The sequence below is a fragment of the Natronomonas aquatica genome, from assembly GCF_024449025.1.
Lineage (GTDB): Archaea > Halobacteriota > Halobacteria > Halobacteriales > Haloarculaceae > Natronomonas > Natronomonas aquatica.
In genome coordinates this window covers 92,667-110,608 of sequence record NZ_JAHLKM010000007.1, presented here as the reverse complement: position 1 = coordinate 110,608, position 17,942 = coordinate 92,667, and the positions used below count along the sequence as shown (strand labels likewise).

The following is a 17,942-nucleotide window of genomic DNA, read 5'->3' as shown; positions in this document are numbered from 1 at the left end:
TTAAGACGGCTCGCCGCGAGGGGGCGCACGTGACCAACGGGGACGGAGACAGCGGGGACGTCGGACGGCGCCACGAGCGATTGACCCGCCATCCGACGCCCGGCCCGCACAACTCGCTTTGGTCGTGGCCCGACGCCAAACACCCGCTCCGGGTCGTCTTCAACTACGTCTGTATCGTCCTCGCGCGGCACGCCCCGAGTCTCCGACTGAAGAACTGGCTTCTCAGGCGGATCGGCGTGACGGTCGGATCGGGCGTCTCATGGGGGCTGGAGTCGACGCCGGACGTGTTCTGGCCGGAACTCGTCACCGTCGACGACGACGCGATCATCGGCTACGACGCGACGCTTCTGTGCCACGAGTTCCTCCAGGGGGAATACCGAACGGGCGAGATCCGGGTCGGCGAGCGGGCGATGATCGGCGCCGGCGCCGTCGTCCTGCCAGGCGTCGAGATCGGGAGCGATGCCCAGATCGCCGCGAACTCGCTGATCGCCGAGGACGTCCCCGAAGACGAAACGTGGGCCGGAGTACCCGCCCGACCGGTCGATCGCGACGATCGCGACGATCGATAACCCTACTCGAAGACCGGGCCTTCCTGGAGCGATTCGATGTCCTCCAGTACCGTCTCGGCCTGTCGGGGATCGAGCGCGATCTGGACCTCGTTGCCCGAGCTGTCCGAGGCGACGACCTTGATCCGGCTCCCGCCAAAGGCACGGGCCTCGACCGATTCGACGTCGAAGAGCTTCGAGCTCGCCGCCTTGTTCGTCGGGCCGACGTTCTTGATACTGCCGTCTTTCAGCTCCATCGAAAACGACTCGAGGTTTAGGTTCAGCACGGCGACGGTTGGTCCTGGGGCCCCCTAACTATTCGCCCCGGATCCGGATCGCGCCCTCCCGGAACACCTTCCGGTTGGGGAGGATGTACTCCTCGCCGTCGCGTTCGATATGCGTCACGAAGACGCCCATCTCCTGGACGATGCCGCGGTGACCGTCGATCTCGATCTCGTCGCCGATCGCGTACGGCTCGCTCAACAGGAGATAGATCCCGGCAGCGGCCGACGAAAGGAGATCCTTGAACGCCAGCCCGCCCAGAAAGAAGACGCCGAAGGCGTAGGCGGCGAGCAGAATCAAAAGCGCCCCGGTCGCGACGCCGAGCTGTGACAGCGCGACGAGGGCGGCGACATAGAGGATCGAGACCTTGAGAAGCGTCGAGACGATCGTCACCTCGGGGAGCTTGATGCTCTTGAGCCGCTCGTCGACGACGAGTTCGGCCTTGTCGGCGACGACGAGGCCGATCAACACGATGAAGATGGCGACGAACAGCTGCGGGAGGAACCGGCCGACCGCCTCGACGAGCGCCTCCTCGGGGACGAGACCGATCGTCCGGGCGGCGTACAGCGCCGCGACGACGAACACGAAGAGCCCCGACAGCTGTGCGAGCAGCTGGACCGTCGAACTGCCGAGCTGTCTGGCGGTCCGTTCGAACGGCGTTCCCTCGACGGCCTCGTCGACGCCCGAGGCAAAGAGGATCCGGCGGACGAAAAACGCCGCGAGCGAACCGAGCAAAAGCCCGGCCAAGAGAACCGCGACGGCGATCAGAAGGTTCTGTTCCGGAGTCGAAAGGCTCTGGAACCAACCCCGGACGCCGAACTGACACGGATACATCAGTACTCCTCCGGATCGAGCTCCAGGATGATCTCACCGCCCGAAAAGGCCCGCACGAGCCCGTCGGATTCGGAGAGGACGACCGCGACAGCGTTGGTGTCTTTGGTGATCGCTCCCGCGGCCATGTGGCGCGCGCCGAGTCCCTTCGGGATATCGACGCCCTCGGCGGCCGGTTCGAGATAGCGGTAGGCGGAGACGATCTTCCCCGAGTCGGAGATGACGAAGGCGCCGTCGAGCCGGGAGAACTCCTTGAGCATCACGTCGACGATCGGATCGCCGACGTGGACGTGGCTCTTCTCGAAGGGGTTGTAGCTGAGCGGACGGGATTTGTTCATTACCTTGCCGGCGTCGCCGACGACGAACAGCGCGCCGACGCGTTTGCCCTTCTGGCCCTTCTTCCCGAGTTCGATAGCGACCTCGAGGACGTTCCGGATGACCTCCGGCTCGGCACGGCTGTCGACGAAAAGTCCGTACACCCCCGACCGGTCGAAATCGCCCGCACGGACCCGTGTGACCGTGTCGATGTCGTCGGCGAACAGCCGCAACGCGCAGGCGACCTGATCTCCCTCCTCGATGAATTCGTTTTCGAGTCCTCCCTCGATCCCGAACCGGATCCGCTCACGGACGTCCTCGAACTCGAGGGGGAGTTCGACGAACGCCTCGGCGTCGACGTCGTTTTCCGTCCCGACGACGACGACCGGTTCGTCGGCTTCCTGAAACCGCCCATAGAGCGACCCGCTCGGGGAGAACAGGAACGCACCGTCGACCTCCGACACGACGTCATCTAGCAGGTCACCGAGTTGACTCATCGTTTACCGTTCTGCTCCGACGGAAAAAAGCGTTGTGGGGCGACTGACGGGTGATCGGCGGGCGGAGACCGACAACCCGATGCGGCCTCCCGAACGGGAGGCGAATTTATACCAGGCGGGGACCATGATCCGACCCGATGCGTTACCTCCCGCATACGTCGACGGTACCCGGGGTCGCCTCGGCGGGACTCGTCAGTCTGATCGGTGTTCTGTTGTTCGTTCCGAACGCTCTGTGGCTCGCCTCGGGAAGTGGATCCACTCCGGGGACCGTCCTCGCGGCGGTCGGGACGCTGCTTTCGACCGTGCTGGTCCTCGGCGGATATCTGTTGCTCAGAGACGAGACGACCGCGACACACGTCCCCCGGATCGCCGGCTGGGCGGTGCTCGGAACGGTCCTCCTGGGGTTGATCGTCGTCTTGATCGACCTCACCGGCGTCGGGATCCCGCTTTTCGCCGGCGCGACGCTTCTGTCCGTCAGCACCTTCGCCCACGTCATCATCGGCGTCCGCGACGTCCAGCGAATCCGTGCCGAGGAACTGGCCCAACAGCGGGAGAAGCTGGCTGTCCTCAACCGGCTGGTGCGGCACAACCTCAGACACGAAGCCCAGTACCTGCTCGGGGCGAAAAGCATGCTCACGTCGGCAGATGCCCCCGACGAGCGCGAGACGATCTCGGCCGATGTCGGTGAGGTCGCCGAACAGCTGACCGAGATGCACGATACGCTCGAGCGGACCCAACAGATCATTCGGCGGGGTAGCCGATCGAACTCCGAGGTAGATCTCGGTGAGGCCGCCGCACGGGTCGTCTCGGAGTACCGGCAGGCCCATCCCGAGGCGACGATCACGGTCGACGTTCCCGGGGGTCTCACGGTCAGCGCCGGGCCGGAACTCGGGAACGTCATCGAGGAGTTACTCGAGAACGCCGTCGTATACACCGAAGGCTCGCCCGAAATCGGGGTGACCGCCGGTCGGACGAACGGCGGCGTCCGGCTGACCGTGACCGACAACGGTCCCGGAATCCCCGAACCGGACCGATCAGTCATCACCCGCGAGGCCGATATTGACCAGATGACCCACGCCCAGGGGCTCGGTCTGTGGTTCGTCCGGTGGGCGATGGACGCCTACGGCGGCGGGTTCAGTCTGGAGACGGGCGAAGACGGGACGATAGTCAGTCTCGAATTCGACCGGGCGTAACCGCTTGGGTGCGGTCCTACCACTCGCTCCCGTCGGCCAGATCGACGTCGCTATCGAGCTTCGAGGACGGACAGACGTCCTCGAGGACACACTCGGCACAGTCGGGATTTCTCGCCGTACAGGTGTCGCGGCCGTGGCTTATCAGCAGATGCGTGAACTCCTTCCAGTCCTCTTCGGGGACGATGTCCATGAGATCCGACTCGATCCGCGCCGGCGAATCCGCGTCGGTCAGCCCAAGCCGGCGCGAGAGCCGCTGGACGTGGGTATCGACGGCGATCCCTTCGATCACCTCGTGGCCGTGCTGGAGGACGACGTTGGCGGTCTTCCTGCCGACCCCGGCCAGCTCGGTCAGCTCCGACATCGTGTCGGGGACCTCGCCGTCGTGTTTCTCGAAGATGTCCCGACAGGCCGACTTGATGTAGCCGGCCTTGCTGTTGTAGTAGGTGATCGAGTCGATCGCTCCGGCGAGTTCCGCCTCGTCGGCCTCGGCGTACTCGCGGGGGCCCTCGTACGTCTCGAATAACTCCTCCGTGACGTTGTTTACGCGCTCGTCGGTACACTGGGCCGAAAGGACGACCGCGATGAGCAACTCGAGGCGGTTCGAGAACCGAAGCGATATTTCGGGCTCGGGATACTGTTCGTAAAGCCGATCGAGGACGACGACGACCTGTGACTCTCTGGAGGGACGCGGCGTGCCCATACTCAGAGAGCGGGCGGCCGACCCTTGGCGCTTCGGGTTCGCGCCATTCAGGCGAGCGAAAACGCCAGGGTCGGGGGCGCGATCGGTGGGTCACGCCAGACGGCGCCGCCGCTCGGATCGCCGCCGGTGGCCGTCGCGGCGAAAAGCGTAGACAGCGTCCAGACCTCGTCGTCGCGCCGCCCCCGAAGACAGACGGTCGAGACCCGATCGAGGCCGTCTATCGTACACCGAACCCCGGTCCGTCGTTCGAGGAGGCCGGCGACGGTTTCCGGAACGGGATCGGTATCGAGAACGCCGCCAGGGAGCGTCCAGTCGTCGCCGTCGGGCAACGCCAACACGCCCGCTTCACTTTCGATTCGGGCCCGGACCGCCACCCCGTGCCGACGGTCCTCCAGAGCCGCGAACTCCTCGGGGGTGACGCCGACGGTGGTCTGTCGAAAGTCGAACCGGTCGTACTCCTCATAGAGGACATCGAGATACCGGGACACCCCCTCGGAGAGCGAACAGCTCATGCCAGGCCGAAGGGACAACGGATGGATAAACCCACGGGATCGTCCGCCATCGCCGGCCGCGGTAACGACCGATTAAACGGAACGGATGGACGGACGGGTCAGAGGACGCCGGTCACTGTTGCGGCCTCGATAGCGGCCGGCTCCTCGATCCCGTCGCCGAGGATGGTATACCGGTCGCGGATCTCGTGGGCGGTCGTCATCGCCTCGATGAACTGCTCGTCGCCGATCCCGAGTCCCCCGGCGGTCGTCGGCGCGTCGATGCCGGCCAGAGCGTCCCGGACCCGCTTCCAGTCGCCACCCTCGCCGCTGTGGAGGTACTCGGTGACGATCGAGGCGACGCCGACCTGGTGGCCATGGAGCGCCGCGTCGGTGGCGATCCGATCGAGCTGGTGGGAGATGAGGTGTTCGGCGCCGGAGGCAGGCCGGGAAGAGCCCGCGATCGACATCGCCACACCCGAAGAGACCAACGCCTTGACGACGACCCACGCCGACTCCTCGAGGCCGCGTTTGATCGAGTCGGACCGATCGACGAGCATTTCGGCGGTCATCCGCGAAAGCGCGCCCGCGTACTCGCTGTACTCGACGTTCTTCAGCCGGTGGGCGAGCTGCCAGTCCTTGACGGCGGTGTAGTTCGAGATGATATCGGCACAGCCCGCGGTCGTCAGCCGCCACGGCGCGTTCGCGATGAGTTCGGTGTCGGCGATCACCGCGAGCGGCGGGTGGGCCGCCACCGAGTGGCGGCTGTCGCCGTCGGGAACCGATCCACGCCCGGAGACGATACCGTCGTGGCTCGCCGCCGTCGGGACCGACACGAAACCACAGCCGCGTTCGTCGGCGGCCATCTTTGCGATATCGATCGGCTTGCCGCCCCCGAGGCCGATGAGGTAGCCGGCGTCGATCTCTTCGGCGGCCGCCATGACCTCCTCGACGGCGCCGAAACTCGCCCGTTCGACGATCGTGACCGCGGGCTCGATACCGATCGACTCGAAGGCGGCCCGGAGCCGGTCGGCTGCGAGATCCGCAGGGGTCGGGCTCGTGACGACGAGCGGCTGCCCGTCCAGATAGAGTTCCTCGATCGCCTCGACGACCGAATCGAGGACGCCGTGGCCGACGACGACGTTCCGCGGGAGGCGGATCCACGTCGATTTCTCGAACATGGGCTCTCTACTCCGGCGAAACATTTAGAAGATGAGGGTCGACGTCAGATCAGACCGGAGGAACTGCACTAGGTCACTCGACCGTCCCGAGGACGTCTAGGAGTCGTTCCTCGGTCTCTCTGTCGGGGCCGTCCCGGCCGGTCCGTTCGGACTCGCGGTGTTCCTCGACGGTCGCCGCGAGCGCCTCTTCGTGGGATGTCGGCTCCCATCCGAGCGATCGGAGCCTGCTCGTCTCCAGCAGGTGCGGATAATCGCGATAGAGCGGGAAATCATCGAGCGAGCGCCCGACCGTCCCGAGTTCGCGTTCGCTCGCGAAGGTCGGCTCGACGTCGACCCCACAGGCGTCGGCGATCAACTCGACCCACTCGCCGAGGACGGGAACGTGGCCGTCACCGACGTTGTACGCCTCGCCGGCGGCCCCCTCCTCGGCGACCGTCCGGATCGCGCTCGCGACGTCCGCGACGTAGACCAGATGCCGGAGATTCGTCCCGTCGCCGGGGACGACGATCCGATCGTGGGTTTCGATCCGGTCGATCCAGTAGTCGAACCGTCCGGTGTAATCGTGGGGGCCGTAGACGACCGGCGGCCGGATCGACATCGCGTTGACACCCCGGTCGGCGGCCGCGAAAACTGCCCGATCGCCCTCTGCCTTCCGTTGTCCGTAGGTCTCTGGGGAATCGTCGGTCGCGGCCTCGACCGGACAGTCCTTCAGGGATGTCTCGCCCTCCCGTTTCGGGACCCGTTCGGCGCCGTAGGCGTCACCCGAAGAGATGTAGACGTACGCGTCGGCGTCCGCAAAAATGTCCGTCGCCGCGTGGACGTCCCGTGGCCGATAGGCGATACAGTCGACGACGACGTCCGGCGAGAGATCCAGCCCCGCCCGCCGGAGGTCGGCCTCGGTTTCCCGGTCGCCTTCGACGTGATCGACCCGGTCCTCGTCGGCGAAGGGGTTCTCGTGGTCTCCCCGGTTGAAAACCGTCACCGCGTAGCCGGCCTCGAGAAACTCCCGGACGGTGTGGCGGCCGATAAACCGGGTGCCGCCGATGACGAGTGCGTGTTCGGACATACCCGCCTTCGGAGGGGGACGGCGAAAAAGGATGTGGAGCAACGGGCCGATCCAAGGCTACCCGAAGGCCCGCGTCATCTCGCTGCCCTCCCGTATCCCCAACAGCGTTTCGGTCCCTTCCCGATCGAACCGCATCGGCCGGCGCCACCACGGTCCCTTTCCGGAGTCGCTCGACAGATCGGTGACGAGCCGGTTGGCTTCGGTGCCGGCGGTCGGTGACGAGAGCGGAACTGCGACGTCGTACAGCGCCGACCCCGAACGGGCTCCCTCCAGAAGCACCCGCGCGTCGAAGGGATCGCGCTTGAGGTGGGCGTTGCCCGCAAAGCGCGACCGCTCCCGCGCGGAGAGCCCCTCCGTCGCGTCGACTGGATCGGAGGCAAGCCGGAACTGCCCGATGACGTAGGCACCCCATTCGGGAGCGATCCACTCGGCGGGATCTCCCCCGACCGTCGATAGCGTCGCATAGAAGAAGACGTGATCGCCCGCATCGAGGTCGGAAAGCGGCCGGGCTTTGACGCCGTGTGGATCGCCGTAGGTATAGGACGTACAGCCGTGGACGCCCGCGAAGGTCGGGTCGAGATGGACCGGCGTGTCGGCGACCGATCCGACGTCGGTCTCGAGATCGAGGTCGGCGTAGGTCGGCATGGAAGCTTCCTCGCGGGTCGGCTCGGATTCGGGAATCGGGATGTATTCGAAGGAGCCGTCGGCGTAGATCGGTCCCCGGAACCCCGGCTCGTTCGTGTTCGCACCGACGTTGACGGCGACGCTGCGCATCCTCCTACCAGTACGACCGCGGGTTCTCGAGCCACCGCCTGCTCCGCGCGCCGACGCCGATCGCCACGACCAGCGCGAAAGCGAGGAACGCCACGGCCACGGCGGCGGGGACCACGTTCGGTCCGATCGAGAGCGTCGTCGCGATCAACTCGACGGTCGCCCCGGCGCTCCAGACGATGACGAGGAGCACGATCGCAACCGAGAGGAGTTTAGGCCAGTCCATACCCGGATGTCGTGCGGAAGCATATAAAACACACCGCATCGTGGGACGGGCCGACGGGGGTGTCGGCGACGCCGGTCGCTTCCGGAGGGCCAATAAACGACGGGAGCCAACGTCGGCGCATGACCACCGTCGTCGTCCTCGCCGATCCGCCCCGGCCGGTAACCGCCCTGTCGACGCTCGCCGAGACGACGCCGCTCTCGGCGAGCGAAGCGGCCGACCTCTATACGGCCCTCCTGAAAGATACGGTACTCGCTGCCGACCGGAGCGGCGGCGAGACGCTCGTGAACTACCGGCCGGCCGACGCCCTCGGGATCGACGCTGACGCGGAGGCCGAACTCCGGGAGCTGCTATCGGACGTCCTCGATCCCGAGTCGATCCGTTTCGAACCCCAGGTCGGCGAGACGTTCGCCGGTCGCGTCGGCAACACGGCGACCCACCTGCTGGAGACCGAGGGAGTCGGCTCGGTCGGCATCGCCCGCCCGGAGGCGGCCCTGCTCGCCCGCACCGACATCGACAGCGCGGCGATGAAGCTCCGAAGCGCCCCGGTCGTCCTCGGGTCGGCCCCCGGCGGCCGGGTCGGCTACGCAGCCTTCGGCGAGCCGATCGACTTCACGAACTGTTATGCGCCGCCGGCGATCGGGACGCTGACCGACCGGGCGGTCGATGCGGGGCTCGGTGTCGATTTCCTCGAGACCAAACCGTATCTGGAGACCGCCGCCGATCTGGCCGAGGTCGTCCTCGCGGTCCGGACGCGGCGGCGAGCCGACGCGATCGTGCCGCCGCACCTCGCGGCGTGGATCGACGGGAGCGATCTCGTCGTCTCGGCCGGCGACGGCGGACTGTCGATCGACCGGTAACGGAAGAATCGAACGGGTGGATCGATTTCGGATTCTGGGGAGTCACCGGCCACGGCGTACATGTTAGGAACTGTACTCAGCTCTGAGAACTGTATTTAATCTCCCACGTGACCGATCCACACGGGACTGATGTGGTTCGGCTACGAGTGTGGATCGACACTGTCCGAGCGAACGGTGCCGGGGAGTGAGATCAGTACGACCGTCCGATGCGAGGACTGCGAGCGGACCTACGCGGCGACGATCTCGAACGTGAGTACGTTTGAGGGCCGAACTGAGTAGCACATGCCGTCCAGCACCTAACCGACAGGTCTTATACGCGGCCGAAACTACGTACGACTGTGGTGGGATGGCAGAGCGGCCCATTGCGCCGGTCTTGAAAACCGGTCCCCGTGAGGGGTTCCTGGGTTCGAATCCCAGTCCCACCGTCACCGTCCGTTTCGAACGTCCGGACCGGATCCCGCGAAGACCCTCCTCATCCGTGAGACCACCCTACGTCCCCGGTGCCGAAACGAGATTTTCGAGGGACTCGAGGTCGTCCGTCTCCTCGAGGCGGCGGACGTTTTCGGCCACGATATCGGCGAGCCGGGGCCAGTGTTCGGGTGAGTGGCCGGCGTTATGCGGCGTGATGAAGACGTTCTCGAACGTCCAGAGCGGATGATCGGTCGGCAACGGCTCCGGGTCCGTGACGTCGAGCGCGGCGCCCCGGAGGAACTGTGATCTGATCGCGTCGACGAGCGCCTCCGTTTCGATCAGTCCGCCCCGAGCGATGTTGATGAGAAACGCGTCGGGTCCGAGGATCTCGAGCGCCGTCCCGTCGACGAGTCCGCGTGTCGTCTCGGTCAGCGGGCTCGCGAGGACGAGATAGTCCGTCTCGGCGAGCGCGGCGTGAAAGTCCTCCGGATCGAAGCCGATGACCCGGTCCGCCGGGCCGCCCTTCTCGGGGGTGTAGCGGACGCCGACCGTCTCCACCTCGAACCCCGCCAGCCGGGTGACGATCGCCTGGCCGATCGGCCCCTGACCGACGACCGTCACAGTGCTCCCTTTGAGTTCGTCCATCTGGAAGTGACGCCACTCCCGGCGCTGTTTTCGTTTCCAACCTTCGTGGATGCGCCGGGCAAACACCAGTATGTGGCCGAGGACCGTCTCCGCGATGTTCGGGGCGTGGACCCCCGAGGCGTTGGTGACGGCGACACCGGCCTGCTGTAGTTCCTCCATCGGGACGTGGCCGGTTCCAGCCCACGTGCAGGCAAAGAGCCGCAATCGCGATGCCTCCGCGATCAGTTCTTGCGGGATCGATACGCCGGTAACGACGTCGGCCGTTCGGATCAGCTCCCGTTCCTCGGCGGGCGTCGACGCCTTCCGGACCGAGTAGTTCGGCAGTCGATCGCGGAGCGCGTTCGCATACGTGTCCGTCGAGAGACCGTGTGCCCCTTTCTGACGGACCAAGACGTCGATAGACGCAGACTCGGACATGGGTAGATCGTGGCTACAGACAGAGAACTGATAACTGTTTATACGCTTTCACGGAGCCACCGGACCGCGGGGGTTCCGAAAGAGACCCCGGATCGGTTTTTGGGCTCGCCCCGTCGGGAGGCGCTCGCGAACGCAACCTAAAGCATGAGGCTCTGAATCCCGTATCGGCGTTATCTGACGACCGACAGCGGGACTGTCGCCCTCTCGATGGCGGCTTCGCGACACTCCCGACGGCGGGTTCACGATCCCCCGAGCGGCCGCGGTTGCCCGCGTAGATCCGGGTCACCTTCGTCGATTCGACGTGGTCCGTGATCGCCTCGGGCGGGTAGCCGGACAGGAGCTGCGGTTCGATCTCGATGTCGGCATCGTACACCCGGGCGATCTCGCGTGCGATCTCGTGGCTCAGTTCAGTGTCCGCTTTCCGCGTTGTATTGCTTTCTCTCCGCCGAGACGTTTGAGCCCGACGACCAACTCTGCATTCGGCGTCAGCACGTGGACGATCTCGAGGGGAGTACCCCGGACGCTCGGATCGCTTGCGGCGTGTTCGATCGCGAGTTCGCTGACCGCCGATCCGTCCGTCGCGACGAAGTATTCCATACCGGTCTCTAACCTCCGAAAGGGGGAAGCAAGGACCCGTTGATGTTCAAATATCGCTCGTGGTCGGCGCCACTCGCTGCCCGGGAGAACGCAGCCATCGACGGTCAAAACGGCAGCCGGACGGAACCTGCATCGGGGCACCGGCGGACATTTAAATATTATCGAATCATAGACTAATATTGGGCATGGAAGAACTCGTCACCGCTGGCGCCATCGCCGCCTTGCTCGTGGGGGTTCACGCGGTGTTCGCGGTGTATCTCTACCGGGTCCTGTCTGCCGAGCCGAAGAAGACGGAGTCGACGGCCGACGCGGTCGAGCGGATGGGATCGAAGGCATCCGACGAGACGACTACGATGGGGCCGGGGGGCGATACCGAACAGGGCGGAGACCGATCGACAATACCGTGTCCGGTCTGTGGCGTCCCGAACGATCCGTCGTTTCAGTTCTGCCGTCAGTGTGTCGCCGATCTCTCGGGGGGTTCCATGTCGGTAAACGGTGCAGCCGACGGATCCAGCGGGTGAGTCCCACCGGTCACCGTGTCACGTCACTCCCGGTACCGTCGTTCCGTCGCCGGCGCAATCGCGTCGGCGTCCGGAGCGAGATACCGGACGAGCGTGCCCCCGACGAGCAGGCCGGCCGCGACCGAGACGGCGATCATATCCGGTGAAGCCCCGCCCTGAACCGCGATGAGTCCAGCCGAGAGTCCCACGAGCAGGACAGCCCCGACTTTCACCCACCGGAGCGTCCGGGCACGATCTTCATCGGGGATGGGGTCGACCACTAGCCGCCCGCCTCCGGAACGGAGGCCTGCATGCCGAGGGGCCGCCACGGCGTCGCCGTCTGTTCGGAGAGATCGGTCCGGAACGTCCCGTAGTAGGACCGAACGGTCGACTCGGCGTCCATGCCTTCCGGTTCGAGCCGGGGGGTCTTACCGCTGCTGATAGCCCCGCCGTCGGTTTCAGGCGAGTCGGTCGACGACCGTTCCGTCGTCGACGACGAGGTTGTAGGCTTCCTCGTCGTCGTTCCAGAGGACCAGGACGTTCTCGAAGCGGAGCAACGCACCGTAGGGTGCCGCCTCGAGGTCCTCGTTCAGCGCCGACCGTCGCGTCAGGACGGCGTAGTGGTCCGTCCGCTCGGAGCCGTCGCTGATCTTGAAAAGCGGGTTGCCGTCCTCGGCCAGATCCGGCGACAGTTTCAGCGCGTCGAGGTCGATCCGTTCGGTGACGTGACGCTCCGTCTCGGCCATCTTCGCGACCCGATCGGGGTCCGGTTCGTACTCGATCGCCCGCCGGCCGTCCGTCCGCAAAAGCAGGTACGCGAACTGGACGGTCGTGTTGAGATAGGTTCCGTCGTCGGCCCCGGCGGCGTCGAACCGCTCTTGGAACGCCGGCGGCTCGGTGTCGGGTTTCCGGGTGAACGTCCAGCCGCGATCCCCCGGCGATTCGCCGGGCCACAGACGGATCGTCGGCGCGTAGACGGTCACGTCCGGGCGACGGTCGAGCACGGCCCGTTCGATCTCCCGGAGCCGGGTCGCGGTCCGCTCTTCGGCCGGCGACAGCGCGAGCAACGTCCCGTCCGGTTCCAGGGCCTTCAGGTACCGCGCGGCGACGTCGACCGGCGAATCGAGCTCCGAGAGGACGTTCGCGAAGACGACGAGGTCGTACTCGTTCTCGGGGATGAAGGACTCGGCCGTTTCGCGGCTGACCGTCGCGTCGAACCCGTTTCGGGTCGGTCCGAGCATCCACTCGAGGACGTCGGCGGCCGCGCTCGGCTCGACGGCGTCGTATTCGACGAGAGTCCCCTGAGGAAAGTACTCACAGGTTCCGAGCGCCGGCCCGCCGACCCCGGCACCGATCTCGAGGATCCGAAGCCGCCGGGAGAAGAGCCCCTGGCTCCCGAGTTCGTCGAGGGCGTACTGGATCGCCGCGTAGTAGTCCGGGAGGTGATACAGCGCGTACGCGAGAGCCGTCTCCTCGTCGTAGGTGATGGGCTCGTCGGCGAAATAAGCGGTCTTCAGTTCGTCGATCCGCGCTCGGAGCCGGTCGCCAGCCTCGCTCTCGGCCCAATCCGGGCCGTAGCGGTCGACGAGCAGTTCCTCCAAGCGCCGGGCGTAGGACTCCGGGAACCGCCCGATGCCGTCGAACGCCGGCGTGATCGACCCCTCCTCGACGGGGACGAACGTGCCGTCCTCGCGCTCGCGGAGCCCGATCTCGAATGCGTTCTCCCTGAGCGTCCGTCTGACCACCGCCGGGTGGGGCCGGCCCTCGACGTACTCGTAGATCTCTTCGGGGTCGATCGGCCGGACGCCCCGGAGATACCGGGCGGTGTCGATGATCCCTTCGGTGTCGGTCATTCCCCCGCCTCCTCGTAGAGTTCGACGAAGGTCTCGGCGTCAGCGGCGGCGATCTCGGCGGCGGCGTCGGCGACTGGGGTGCTGCCGTCGAAGCGCGCCTGGATCTCCGCGTACACCTCCGGCGTGTCGCCGGTGAGTCTCTCTACCAGCTCCGAGAGCGGCTCGGAAAACGCCGTCTGGAACCGCGGATCGATCTCCTCGGCAGCGAGCGCGTAGGCAAGGACGGCAGTGTGGGCCTTCGCCTGGACAGTCTCCATCGCCCGGTCGTGCTCCTCGACTGTCGTCTCGAACACCTCGTTGCCGGCCGCCTCGAGGGCCGAACGGAGTCGGCCGATCGCCGGACCGTCGCGGACGACCACGCTCGGCACGTTTCCCGGCGCGTTCGACGCCGAAAACAGCGGGTGAAAGCTCGCACACGCTCGACTCTCGGCGTGGCTCTCCAGCGCCGCAACCGAGTCACGCATCTCTCCGGCGACGTCGACGACCGCCCCGGTCGCCTTTCCGGCGTGCGCCTCGATCGCCGCCGGGGTCGAGGACATAGGCACGGCGTGACAGACGACGTCAAAGGTCTCGTCGGTATCCAGCGGCACGGCCCGAGACCCCGCGATCGCCGCGGCCGCCTCCCGCGCGGTCTCCGGGTCGCGGTCGGCGAAGGCAACCGTACCGGCGCCGCTCTCGCGGGCGAACCACCGGCCCATCTCTCCCGCCCCGACGACCAGCAGTTGCATACCTCCGGTTGCCCCGCGGCGTTCAAAAGAGGTTCGTCTCTTGACAGCACTTTTTATTCGAAGACGCTGGGTCCACCGTACGATGATCGCACTACGCGCAGCCTTTCGGATCGATCCGGAGAGCCGCGGGGGAGGCGCTCGATCTCGTCGGACACTCGTCGAGAAGTCGAACGGAGAGGACGGGATGGTTGGTACCGGGCGGCGACAGATGTCCTGGAGGGGAACACGATTCGATGTTTCGAACAGTATGAAGACGCCGAGGCCTTCGAATCCCACACCTAAACCGACCGTTTCCGGGAATTCGAGGCCGCCTTACCCGATCTCCTCGCCGGCGAGCCCGAAGTCCTCCGGTCCGACATCGAGGAGGCGACCGAACCGGACCTCCGATCACCGATCCGGGTCGACGGGTAGCTCCTTTTCGTAGCTCGTGAGGTTCTCGTGGCCGTCCTCGGTGACGACGACCAGATCCTCGATACGGACGCCGCCGACGGTCGGATCGTACAGCCCCGGCTCGACCGTCACGACGTTGCCGGCTTCGAGTTCGATCTCCTGTTCGGAGAGGCGGGGGTACTCGTGGATATCGAGGCCGATCCCGTGGCCGGTCGTGTGGATGAACCCGGTCTCGGCGTCCCCGTCTGCGCGTAGCGTCGGGAGTCCGGCATCCTCGTAGATGTCACAGACGGCGTCGTGGACCTCGCTCCCGGAAACGCCCGCTTCGATCACCTCGAGGGCGGCCCGCTGGGCTTCGAGGGTGAGATCGTACCACGACTGGACCGTCTCGGAGGGCTCGCCGACACAGAACGTCCGGGTGAGATCGCCGTAATAGCCAGTCTCCTTCGATCTGGGAAAGATATCGACGATGATCGGCTCGCCGGCTTCGAGCGGTCCGGACCCCCGGTCGTGGGGATCGGCCGCGTCGGCGCCGCAGGCGACGATCGTCTCGTCGAGCGCGTAGCCGTTCCGCAACAGGTCGATCTCGATGGCCTCCTTGAGCCGTTCGGAGGTCAGCGGTTCGCCCTCGTAGACGAGCCGCCCGCCGTCGACCGACGCGGCCCCGAGCAGTTCCTCGGCGCGGGCCATCGCGGCCTCGTTTGCGCTCTGGGCCGCCCGGATGTGGTCGATCTCGCGGTCAGTCTTCGTCGCCCGGATCGATTCGACGATGGCGTCAGTATCGGTCTGTACCGCCACGCCGAGTTCCCGGAGGCCGTCGGCGGTCCCGATCGGGAAGTCCTCCGGGACGGCGACGCGTTCGACATCGTGGGCGTCGAGAAACGCCGCGATCGTCCGGTGTTTGCCTTCGGTCGGGCCGTACTCGGCGACGAACGCCTTGTGATCGAACTCGGCGTGGCGCTCGACGCCGTCGGCGCGGGCGGTCCGTTTCGCGCGGCCGTACTCCAACGCCGAGGTCAAAAGCCGTGTCTCGCCGGTGTACAGCGTCACGAACGGGTCGGGGGCGGTAAAGCCCGAGAGGTACCGCTGGGAGGGATCCTCGCCGTCGGCCTCGATCAGGTAGCCGTCGAGGTCGGTCCGATCGAGGAACGAATCGAGTTCGGAGAGATCCATACCGGCATACAGGACGGGGGACACATAGCCCTTACCGCCTGCGACCGTCGGGCTTCGAGCCGGCAGGCATTTGCCGACGGCCCGCGAGCGGCCGGTATGGACGTTCGGATTTCACCGTCCCGCGTCGGCGGTACCGCACGGGCGCCCCCCTCGAAGAGCTATACCCACCGCGCGATCCTCGCGGCCGGTTACGCCGACGGCGCGACTGTTCGGAACCCGCTTTTCAGTGCCGACACCGCGGCGACCGCACGGGCGGTGGAGTCCTACGGCGGCAGGACGGAACGGGTCGGCGACGACCTCGAGGTGACGGGATTTGACGGCGATCCGGGGACGCCAGCCGACGTCATCGACTGTGCCAACAGCGGAACGACGATGCGGCTGACGACCGCGACGGCGGGGCTAGTCGAGGGACTCGCCGTTCTCACCGGCGATTCGTCGCTCCGGTCGCGACCGCAGGGTCCGCTCCTGGACGCCCTCGAAGGGCTTGGCGTTCGGGCCGAATCGACACGGGGGAACGGACAGGCGCCGCTCGTCGTCGGCGGCGGCACCGAGGGTGGAACGACGGCCATCAGGGGCGATGTCTCCTCGCAGTACATCACGGGTCTCCTGATGGCCGGCGCCGTCACCGACAGGGGGATCGAGATCGAACTCACGACCGAACTCAAGTCCGCGCCGTACGTCGATATCACTCTCGAGGTGCTGGAGGCGTTCGGCGTGGAGGCGTCGGTGGTCGGCGGCGACGACACGGCGGTTCGGTCGGCCGGTGCCGAGGGGTTCGCCGTCGACGGCGCCCAGCAGTACGACCCGGCGGACGAGGAGTACCGCGTACCCGGCGATTTCTCCTCGATGTCGTATCTCCTGGCAGCCGGGGCGCTCGCCGCCGACAGGGAACTCGTCGTCGCGGGGGCCCGACCGAGCGCACAGGGCGACGCCGCGATCGTGTCGATCCTCGAATCGATGGGGGCCAACATCGAGTGGGATCGGGAGGCAGGACGGATCGCGGTCGGACGGGCACCGCTTTCGGGTATCGAGGTCGGTGTCGCGGACACGCCGGATCTACTGCCGACGATCGCGGTACTCGGCGCCGCAGCCGAGGGGAGGACCCGGATCACCGATTGCGCACACGTCCGGCTGAAAGAGACCGATCGCGTCGCGGCGATGGCGTCGGAACTCCGAAAGATGGGCGTCGACATCGAGGAGCAAGAAGACGAACTCCGTGTCCACGGCGGCGACCTCGAAGGGGCGACCGTCGCGGGCCACGACGACCACCGGATCATCATGGCGCTTTCCGTCGCCGCCCTCCTCGCGGAGGGCGAGACGACGATCGAGGGCGCCGAGGACGTCGACGTGTCGTTTCCGTCGTTTTTCGAGGTGTTCTCAGATCTCGGTGTCGAACTCGAAAGGCGCTAATCGACCTGAGTCACTACCGCTCGGGAAACCCATCTGGCAGGGACGCGAAAGCCCGGATTACGGCGGTCGGTTTCGATCGTAGCGTCGGGAGACGAGGGTATCGCCGTCGATTCAGAGACGGAGACGGAGACGGAGACGGCAATCGCGATCTCGAGATATTCGTGGCTCGCGCGATAGCTGCACGAAATCATAGCCGACAGAATAGCCCGATCGAGTTACTCGAAGTCGCCCTCTTCGAGGGCGGCCCGGAACACCATCCCGAGCGCGAGGTGCTGGCGGGCCGCGGCCGCGATCTCCGAGCGGGCGTCGTCGGCGTCGTCGAGGATGTACTCTTTCGTCTTGACCAGTTCGCGCTGGTCCAAGACCCCCTCGTCACAGAGTTCGTGTAGGCGCGGGTAGACCGTACCGGGGCTGAGCATGGTGTCGAACTCCTCGCCGAGATCGTCCAGCAGTTGCTTGCCGTGGGTGTCGGAATCCCGAAGCGCGACCAGCGCGACCAGGAGTTCGTCCAGCGATGACTTGATGTGGGCCTCGTCGTAGGAGAACGCCTCCTCGCCGAAAAGCGAGGCCTCGACCTCTGCCACGGTTTCGGAGACGACCGTTCCGGACGCGTCGGACCGTCCCGTCCCCTCCAGTTCCTCGCGGAGCCGCTCGATGGAAATCGACTCACTGCTCGTTTCGGTGCCGATCTCGGTCGGAGACTTCATTTGCTTCATATCTCCCCCAAGGACCCCGTAGAGTATAATAAAGGTTCAGCGGTTTCAGAACGCGAATCGGCTGTTCAGAACGTGAATATCGGCCAGTAAATTTATATAGTATGAACTGACCACGAGACAGTCTTTGAACAGAGACAACCCGATACGGGA

General features: G+C 66.2%; 23 protein-coding genes and 1 tRNA gene. 7 read left to right on the top strand and 17 right to left on the bottom strand.

Annotated elements, in window-relative coordinates:
- Positions 1-29: 29 nt before the first annotated feature.
- Positions 30-569, top strand: a complete 540-nt coding sequence (locus KM295_RS07960) for an acyltransferase (protein WP_256029417.1) — start codon at positions 30-32, stop codon at positions 567-569.
- Between the two features lie 2 nt (positions 570-571).
- Here the strand turns inward: KM295_RS07960 and KM295_RS07955 are convergent, their stop codons facing one another.
- Genes KM295_RS07955 through dacZ form a run of 3 tightly spaced genes read right to left on the bottom strand, consistent with a single transcriptional unit; the run spans position 572 to position 2,470 of the window.
- Entirely contained in the window at positions 572-832 is a 261-nt protein-coding gene (locus KM295_RS07955) for a hypothetical protein (RefSeq protein WP_256029416.1), read from the bottom strand.
- 28 nt (positions 833-860) lie between these two features.
- The gene (locus KM295_RS07950) at positions 861-1,661 is read right to left on the bottom strand and encodes a mechanosensitive ion channel domain-containing protein (RefSeq protein WP_256029415.1); all 801 of its coding nucleotides are present in this window, start codon (positions 1,659-1,661) and stop codon (positions 861-863) included.
- The gene (gene dacZ / locus KM295_RS07945) at positions 1,661-2,470 is read right to left on the bottom strand and encodes a diadenylate cyclase DacZ (protein ID WP_256029414.1); all 810 of its coding nucleotides are present in this window, start codon (positions 2,468-2,470) and stop codon (positions 1,661-1,663) included. The genes KM295_RS07950 and dacZ overlap by 1 nt, the downstream gene beginning before the upstream one ends.
- Positions 2,471-2,607: 137 nt before the next feature.
- On the opposite strand from dacZ, the gene KM295_RS07940 reads away from it, so the two are divergent.
- A complete protein-coding gene (locus tag KM295_RS07940) occupies positions 2,608-3,663 on the top strand; it encodes a sensor histidine kinase (RefSeq protein ID WP_256029413.1) in 1,056 nt (351 codons plus the stop codon).
- A 16-nt stretch (positions 3,664-3,679) separates the two neighbouring features.
- Here KM295_RS07940 and nth read toward each other — a convergent pair whose 3' ends face one another.
- From nth to KM295_RS07910, 6 genes are all read right to left on the bottom strand, one after another.
- On the bottom strand, positions 3,680-4,363 hold the full coding sequence (gene nth, locus KM295_RS07935) for an endonuclease III (protein WP_256029412.1): 684 nt from the start codon (positions 4,361-4,363) through the stop codon (positions 3,680-3,682).
- Positions 4,364-4,410: 47 nt separating this feature from the next.
- Positions 4,411-4,875, bottom strand: coding sequence for an NUDIX hydrolase (locus KM295_RS07930; protein ID WP_256029411.1), 465 nt, complete (start codon positions 4,873-4,875; stop codon positions 4,411-4,413).
- A 98-nt stretch (positions 4,876-4,973) separates the two neighbouring features.
- Positions 4,974-6,032 (bottom strand): NAD(P)-dependent glycerol-1-phosphate dehydrogenase, encoded by a 1,059-nt coding sequence (locus tag KM295_RS07925; RefSeq protein WP_256029410.1) that lies wholly within the window; start codon positions 6,030-6,032, stop codon positions 4,974-4,976.
- A 73-nt stretch (positions 6,033-6,105) separates the two neighbouring features.
- Positions 6,106-7,098 (bottom strand): NAD-dependent epimerase/dehydratase family protein, encoded by a 993-nt coding sequence (locus KM295_RS07920; protein ID WP_256029409.1) that lies wholly within the window; start codon positions 7,096-7,098, stop codon positions 6,106-6,108.
- A 57-nt stretch (positions 7,099-7,155) separates the two neighbouring features.
- Positions 7,156-7,872 carry an Nmad3 family putative nucleotide modification protein gene (locus tag KM295_RS07915; protein WP_256029408.1) on the bottom strand — a complete coding sequence of 239 codons (717 nt, stop codon included), beginning with the start codon at positions 7,870-7,872 and terminating at the stop codon, positions 7,156-7,158.
- Between the two features lie 4 nt (positions 7,873-7,876).
- Complete coding sequence (locus KM295_RS07910; RefSeq protein ID WP_256029407.1) at positions 7,877-8,095, bottom strand: hypothetical protein; 219 nt, start codon at positions 8,093-8,095, stop codon at positions 7,877-7,879.
- A 119-nt stretch (positions 8,096-8,214) separates the two neighbouring features.
- Between KM295_RS07910 and KM295_RS07905 the strand changes: the two genes are divergently transcribed.
- From KM295_RS07905 to KM295_RS07895, 3 genes are all read left to right on the top strand, one after another.
- The gene (locus KM295_RS07905; RefSeq protein ID WP_256029406.1) at positions 8,215-8,952 is read left to right on the top strand and encodes a hypothetical protein; all 738 of its coding nucleotides are present in this window, start codon (positions 8,215-8,217) and stop codon (positions 8,950-8,952) included.
- Between the two features lie 129 nt (positions 8,953-9,081).
- Complete coding sequence (locus tag KM295_RS07900; RefSeq protein ID WP_256029405.1) at positions 9,082-9,231, top strand: hypothetical protein; 150 nt, start codon at positions 9,082-9,084, stop codon at positions 9,229-9,231.
- A gap of 61 nt (positions 9,232-9,292) precedes the next feature.
- Positions 9,293-9,377: transfer RNA gene (locus KM295_RS07895), tRNA-Ser, on the top strand.
- 64 nt (positions 9,378-9,441) lie between these two features.
- Here KM295_RS07895 and KM295_RS07890 read toward each other — a convergent pair.
- Together KM295_RS07890 and KM295_RS07885 are read right to left on the bottom strand one after the other, a co-directional pair.
- A complete protein-coding gene (locus KM295_RS07890; RefSeq protein WP_256029404.1) occupies positions 9,442-10,425 on the bottom strand; it encodes a D-2-hydroxyacid dehydrogenase in 984 nt (327 codons plus the stop codon).
- 402 nt (positions 10,426-10,827) lie between these two features.
- Positions 10,828-11,022: a universal stress protein gene (locus tag KM295_RS07885; RefSeq protein ID WP_256029403.1), complete on the bottom strand. Its 195-nt coding sequence runs from the start codon at positions 11,020-11,022 to the stop codon at positions 10,828-10,830.
- A 185-nt stretch (positions 11,023-11,207) separates the two neighbouring features.
- Between KM295_RS07885 and KM295_RS07880 the strand changes: the two genes are divergently transcribed.
- Positions 11,208-11,543: a DUF7577 domain-containing protein gene (locus tag KM295_RS07880; protein WP_256029402.1), complete on the top strand. Its 336-nt coding sequence runs from the start codon at positions 11,208-11,210 to the stop codon at positions 11,541-11,543.
- Between the two features lie 23 nt (positions 11,544-11,566).
- On the opposite strand, the gene KM295_RS07875 is transcribed toward KM295_RS07880, so the two are convergent.
- The 5 genes from KM295_RS07875 to KM295_RS07855 all read right to left on the bottom strand — a co-directional run bounded on the left by KM295_RS07875 (position 11,567) and on the right by KM295_RS07855 (position 15,666).
- Positions 11,567-11,803, bottom strand: a complete 237-nt coding sequence (locus tag KM295_RS07875; protein WP_256029401.1) for a hypothetical protein — start codon at positions 11,801-11,803, stop codon at positions 11,567-11,569.
- A complete protein-coding gene (locus tag KM295_RS07870) occupies positions 11,803-11,925 on the bottom strand; it encodes a hypothetical protein (RefSeq protein WP_256029400.1) in 123 nt (40 codons plus the stop codon). Before KM295_RS07870 ends, KM295_RS07875 begins: the two co-directional genes overlap by 1 nt.
- Positions 11,926-11,980: 55 nt before the next feature.
- Positions 11,981-13,375, bottom strand: coding sequence for a small ribosomal subunit Rsm22 family protein (locus KM295_RS07865; protein WP_256029399.1), 1,395 nt, complete (start codon positions 13,373-13,375; stop codon positions 11,981-11,983).
- Positions 13,372-14,103, bottom strand: coding sequence for a prephenate dehydrogenase/arogenate dehydrogenase family protein (locus KM295_RS07860; RefSeq protein WP_256029398.1), 732 nt, complete (start codon positions 14,101-14,103; stop codon positions 13,372-13,374). Before KM295_RS07860 ends, KM295_RS07865 begins: the two co-directional genes overlap by 4 nt.
- A gap of 387 nt (positions 14,104-14,490) precedes the next feature.
- The gene (locus tag KM295_RS07855; RefSeq protein WP_256029397.1) at positions 14,491-15,666 is read right to left on the bottom strand and encodes a M24 family metallopeptidase; all 1,176 of its coding nucleotides are present in this window, start codon (positions 15,664-15,666) and stop codon (positions 14,491-14,493) included.
- Between the two features lie 96 nt (positions 15,667-15,762).
- On the opposite strand from KM295_RS07855, the gene aroA reads away from it, so the two are divergent.
- Positions 15,763-17,076 carry a 3-phosphoshikimate 1-carboxyvinyltransferase gene (gene aroA / locus KM295_RS07850; protein ID WP_256029396.1) on the top strand — a complete coding sequence of 438 codons (1,314 nt, stop codon included), beginning with the start codon at positions 15,763-15,765 and terminating at the stop codon, positions 17,074-17,076.
- A gap of 215 nt (positions 17,077-17,291) precedes the next feature.
- Here aroA and KM295_RS07845 read toward each other — a convergent pair whose 3' ends face one another.
- Positions 17,292-17,792 (bottom strand): helix-turn-helix transcriptional regulator, encoded by a 501-nt coding sequence (locus KM295_RS07845; protein ID WP_256029395.1) that lies wholly within the window; start codon positions 17,790-17,792, stop codon positions 17,292-17,294.
- Positions 17,793-17,942 lie beyond the last annotated feature (150 nt).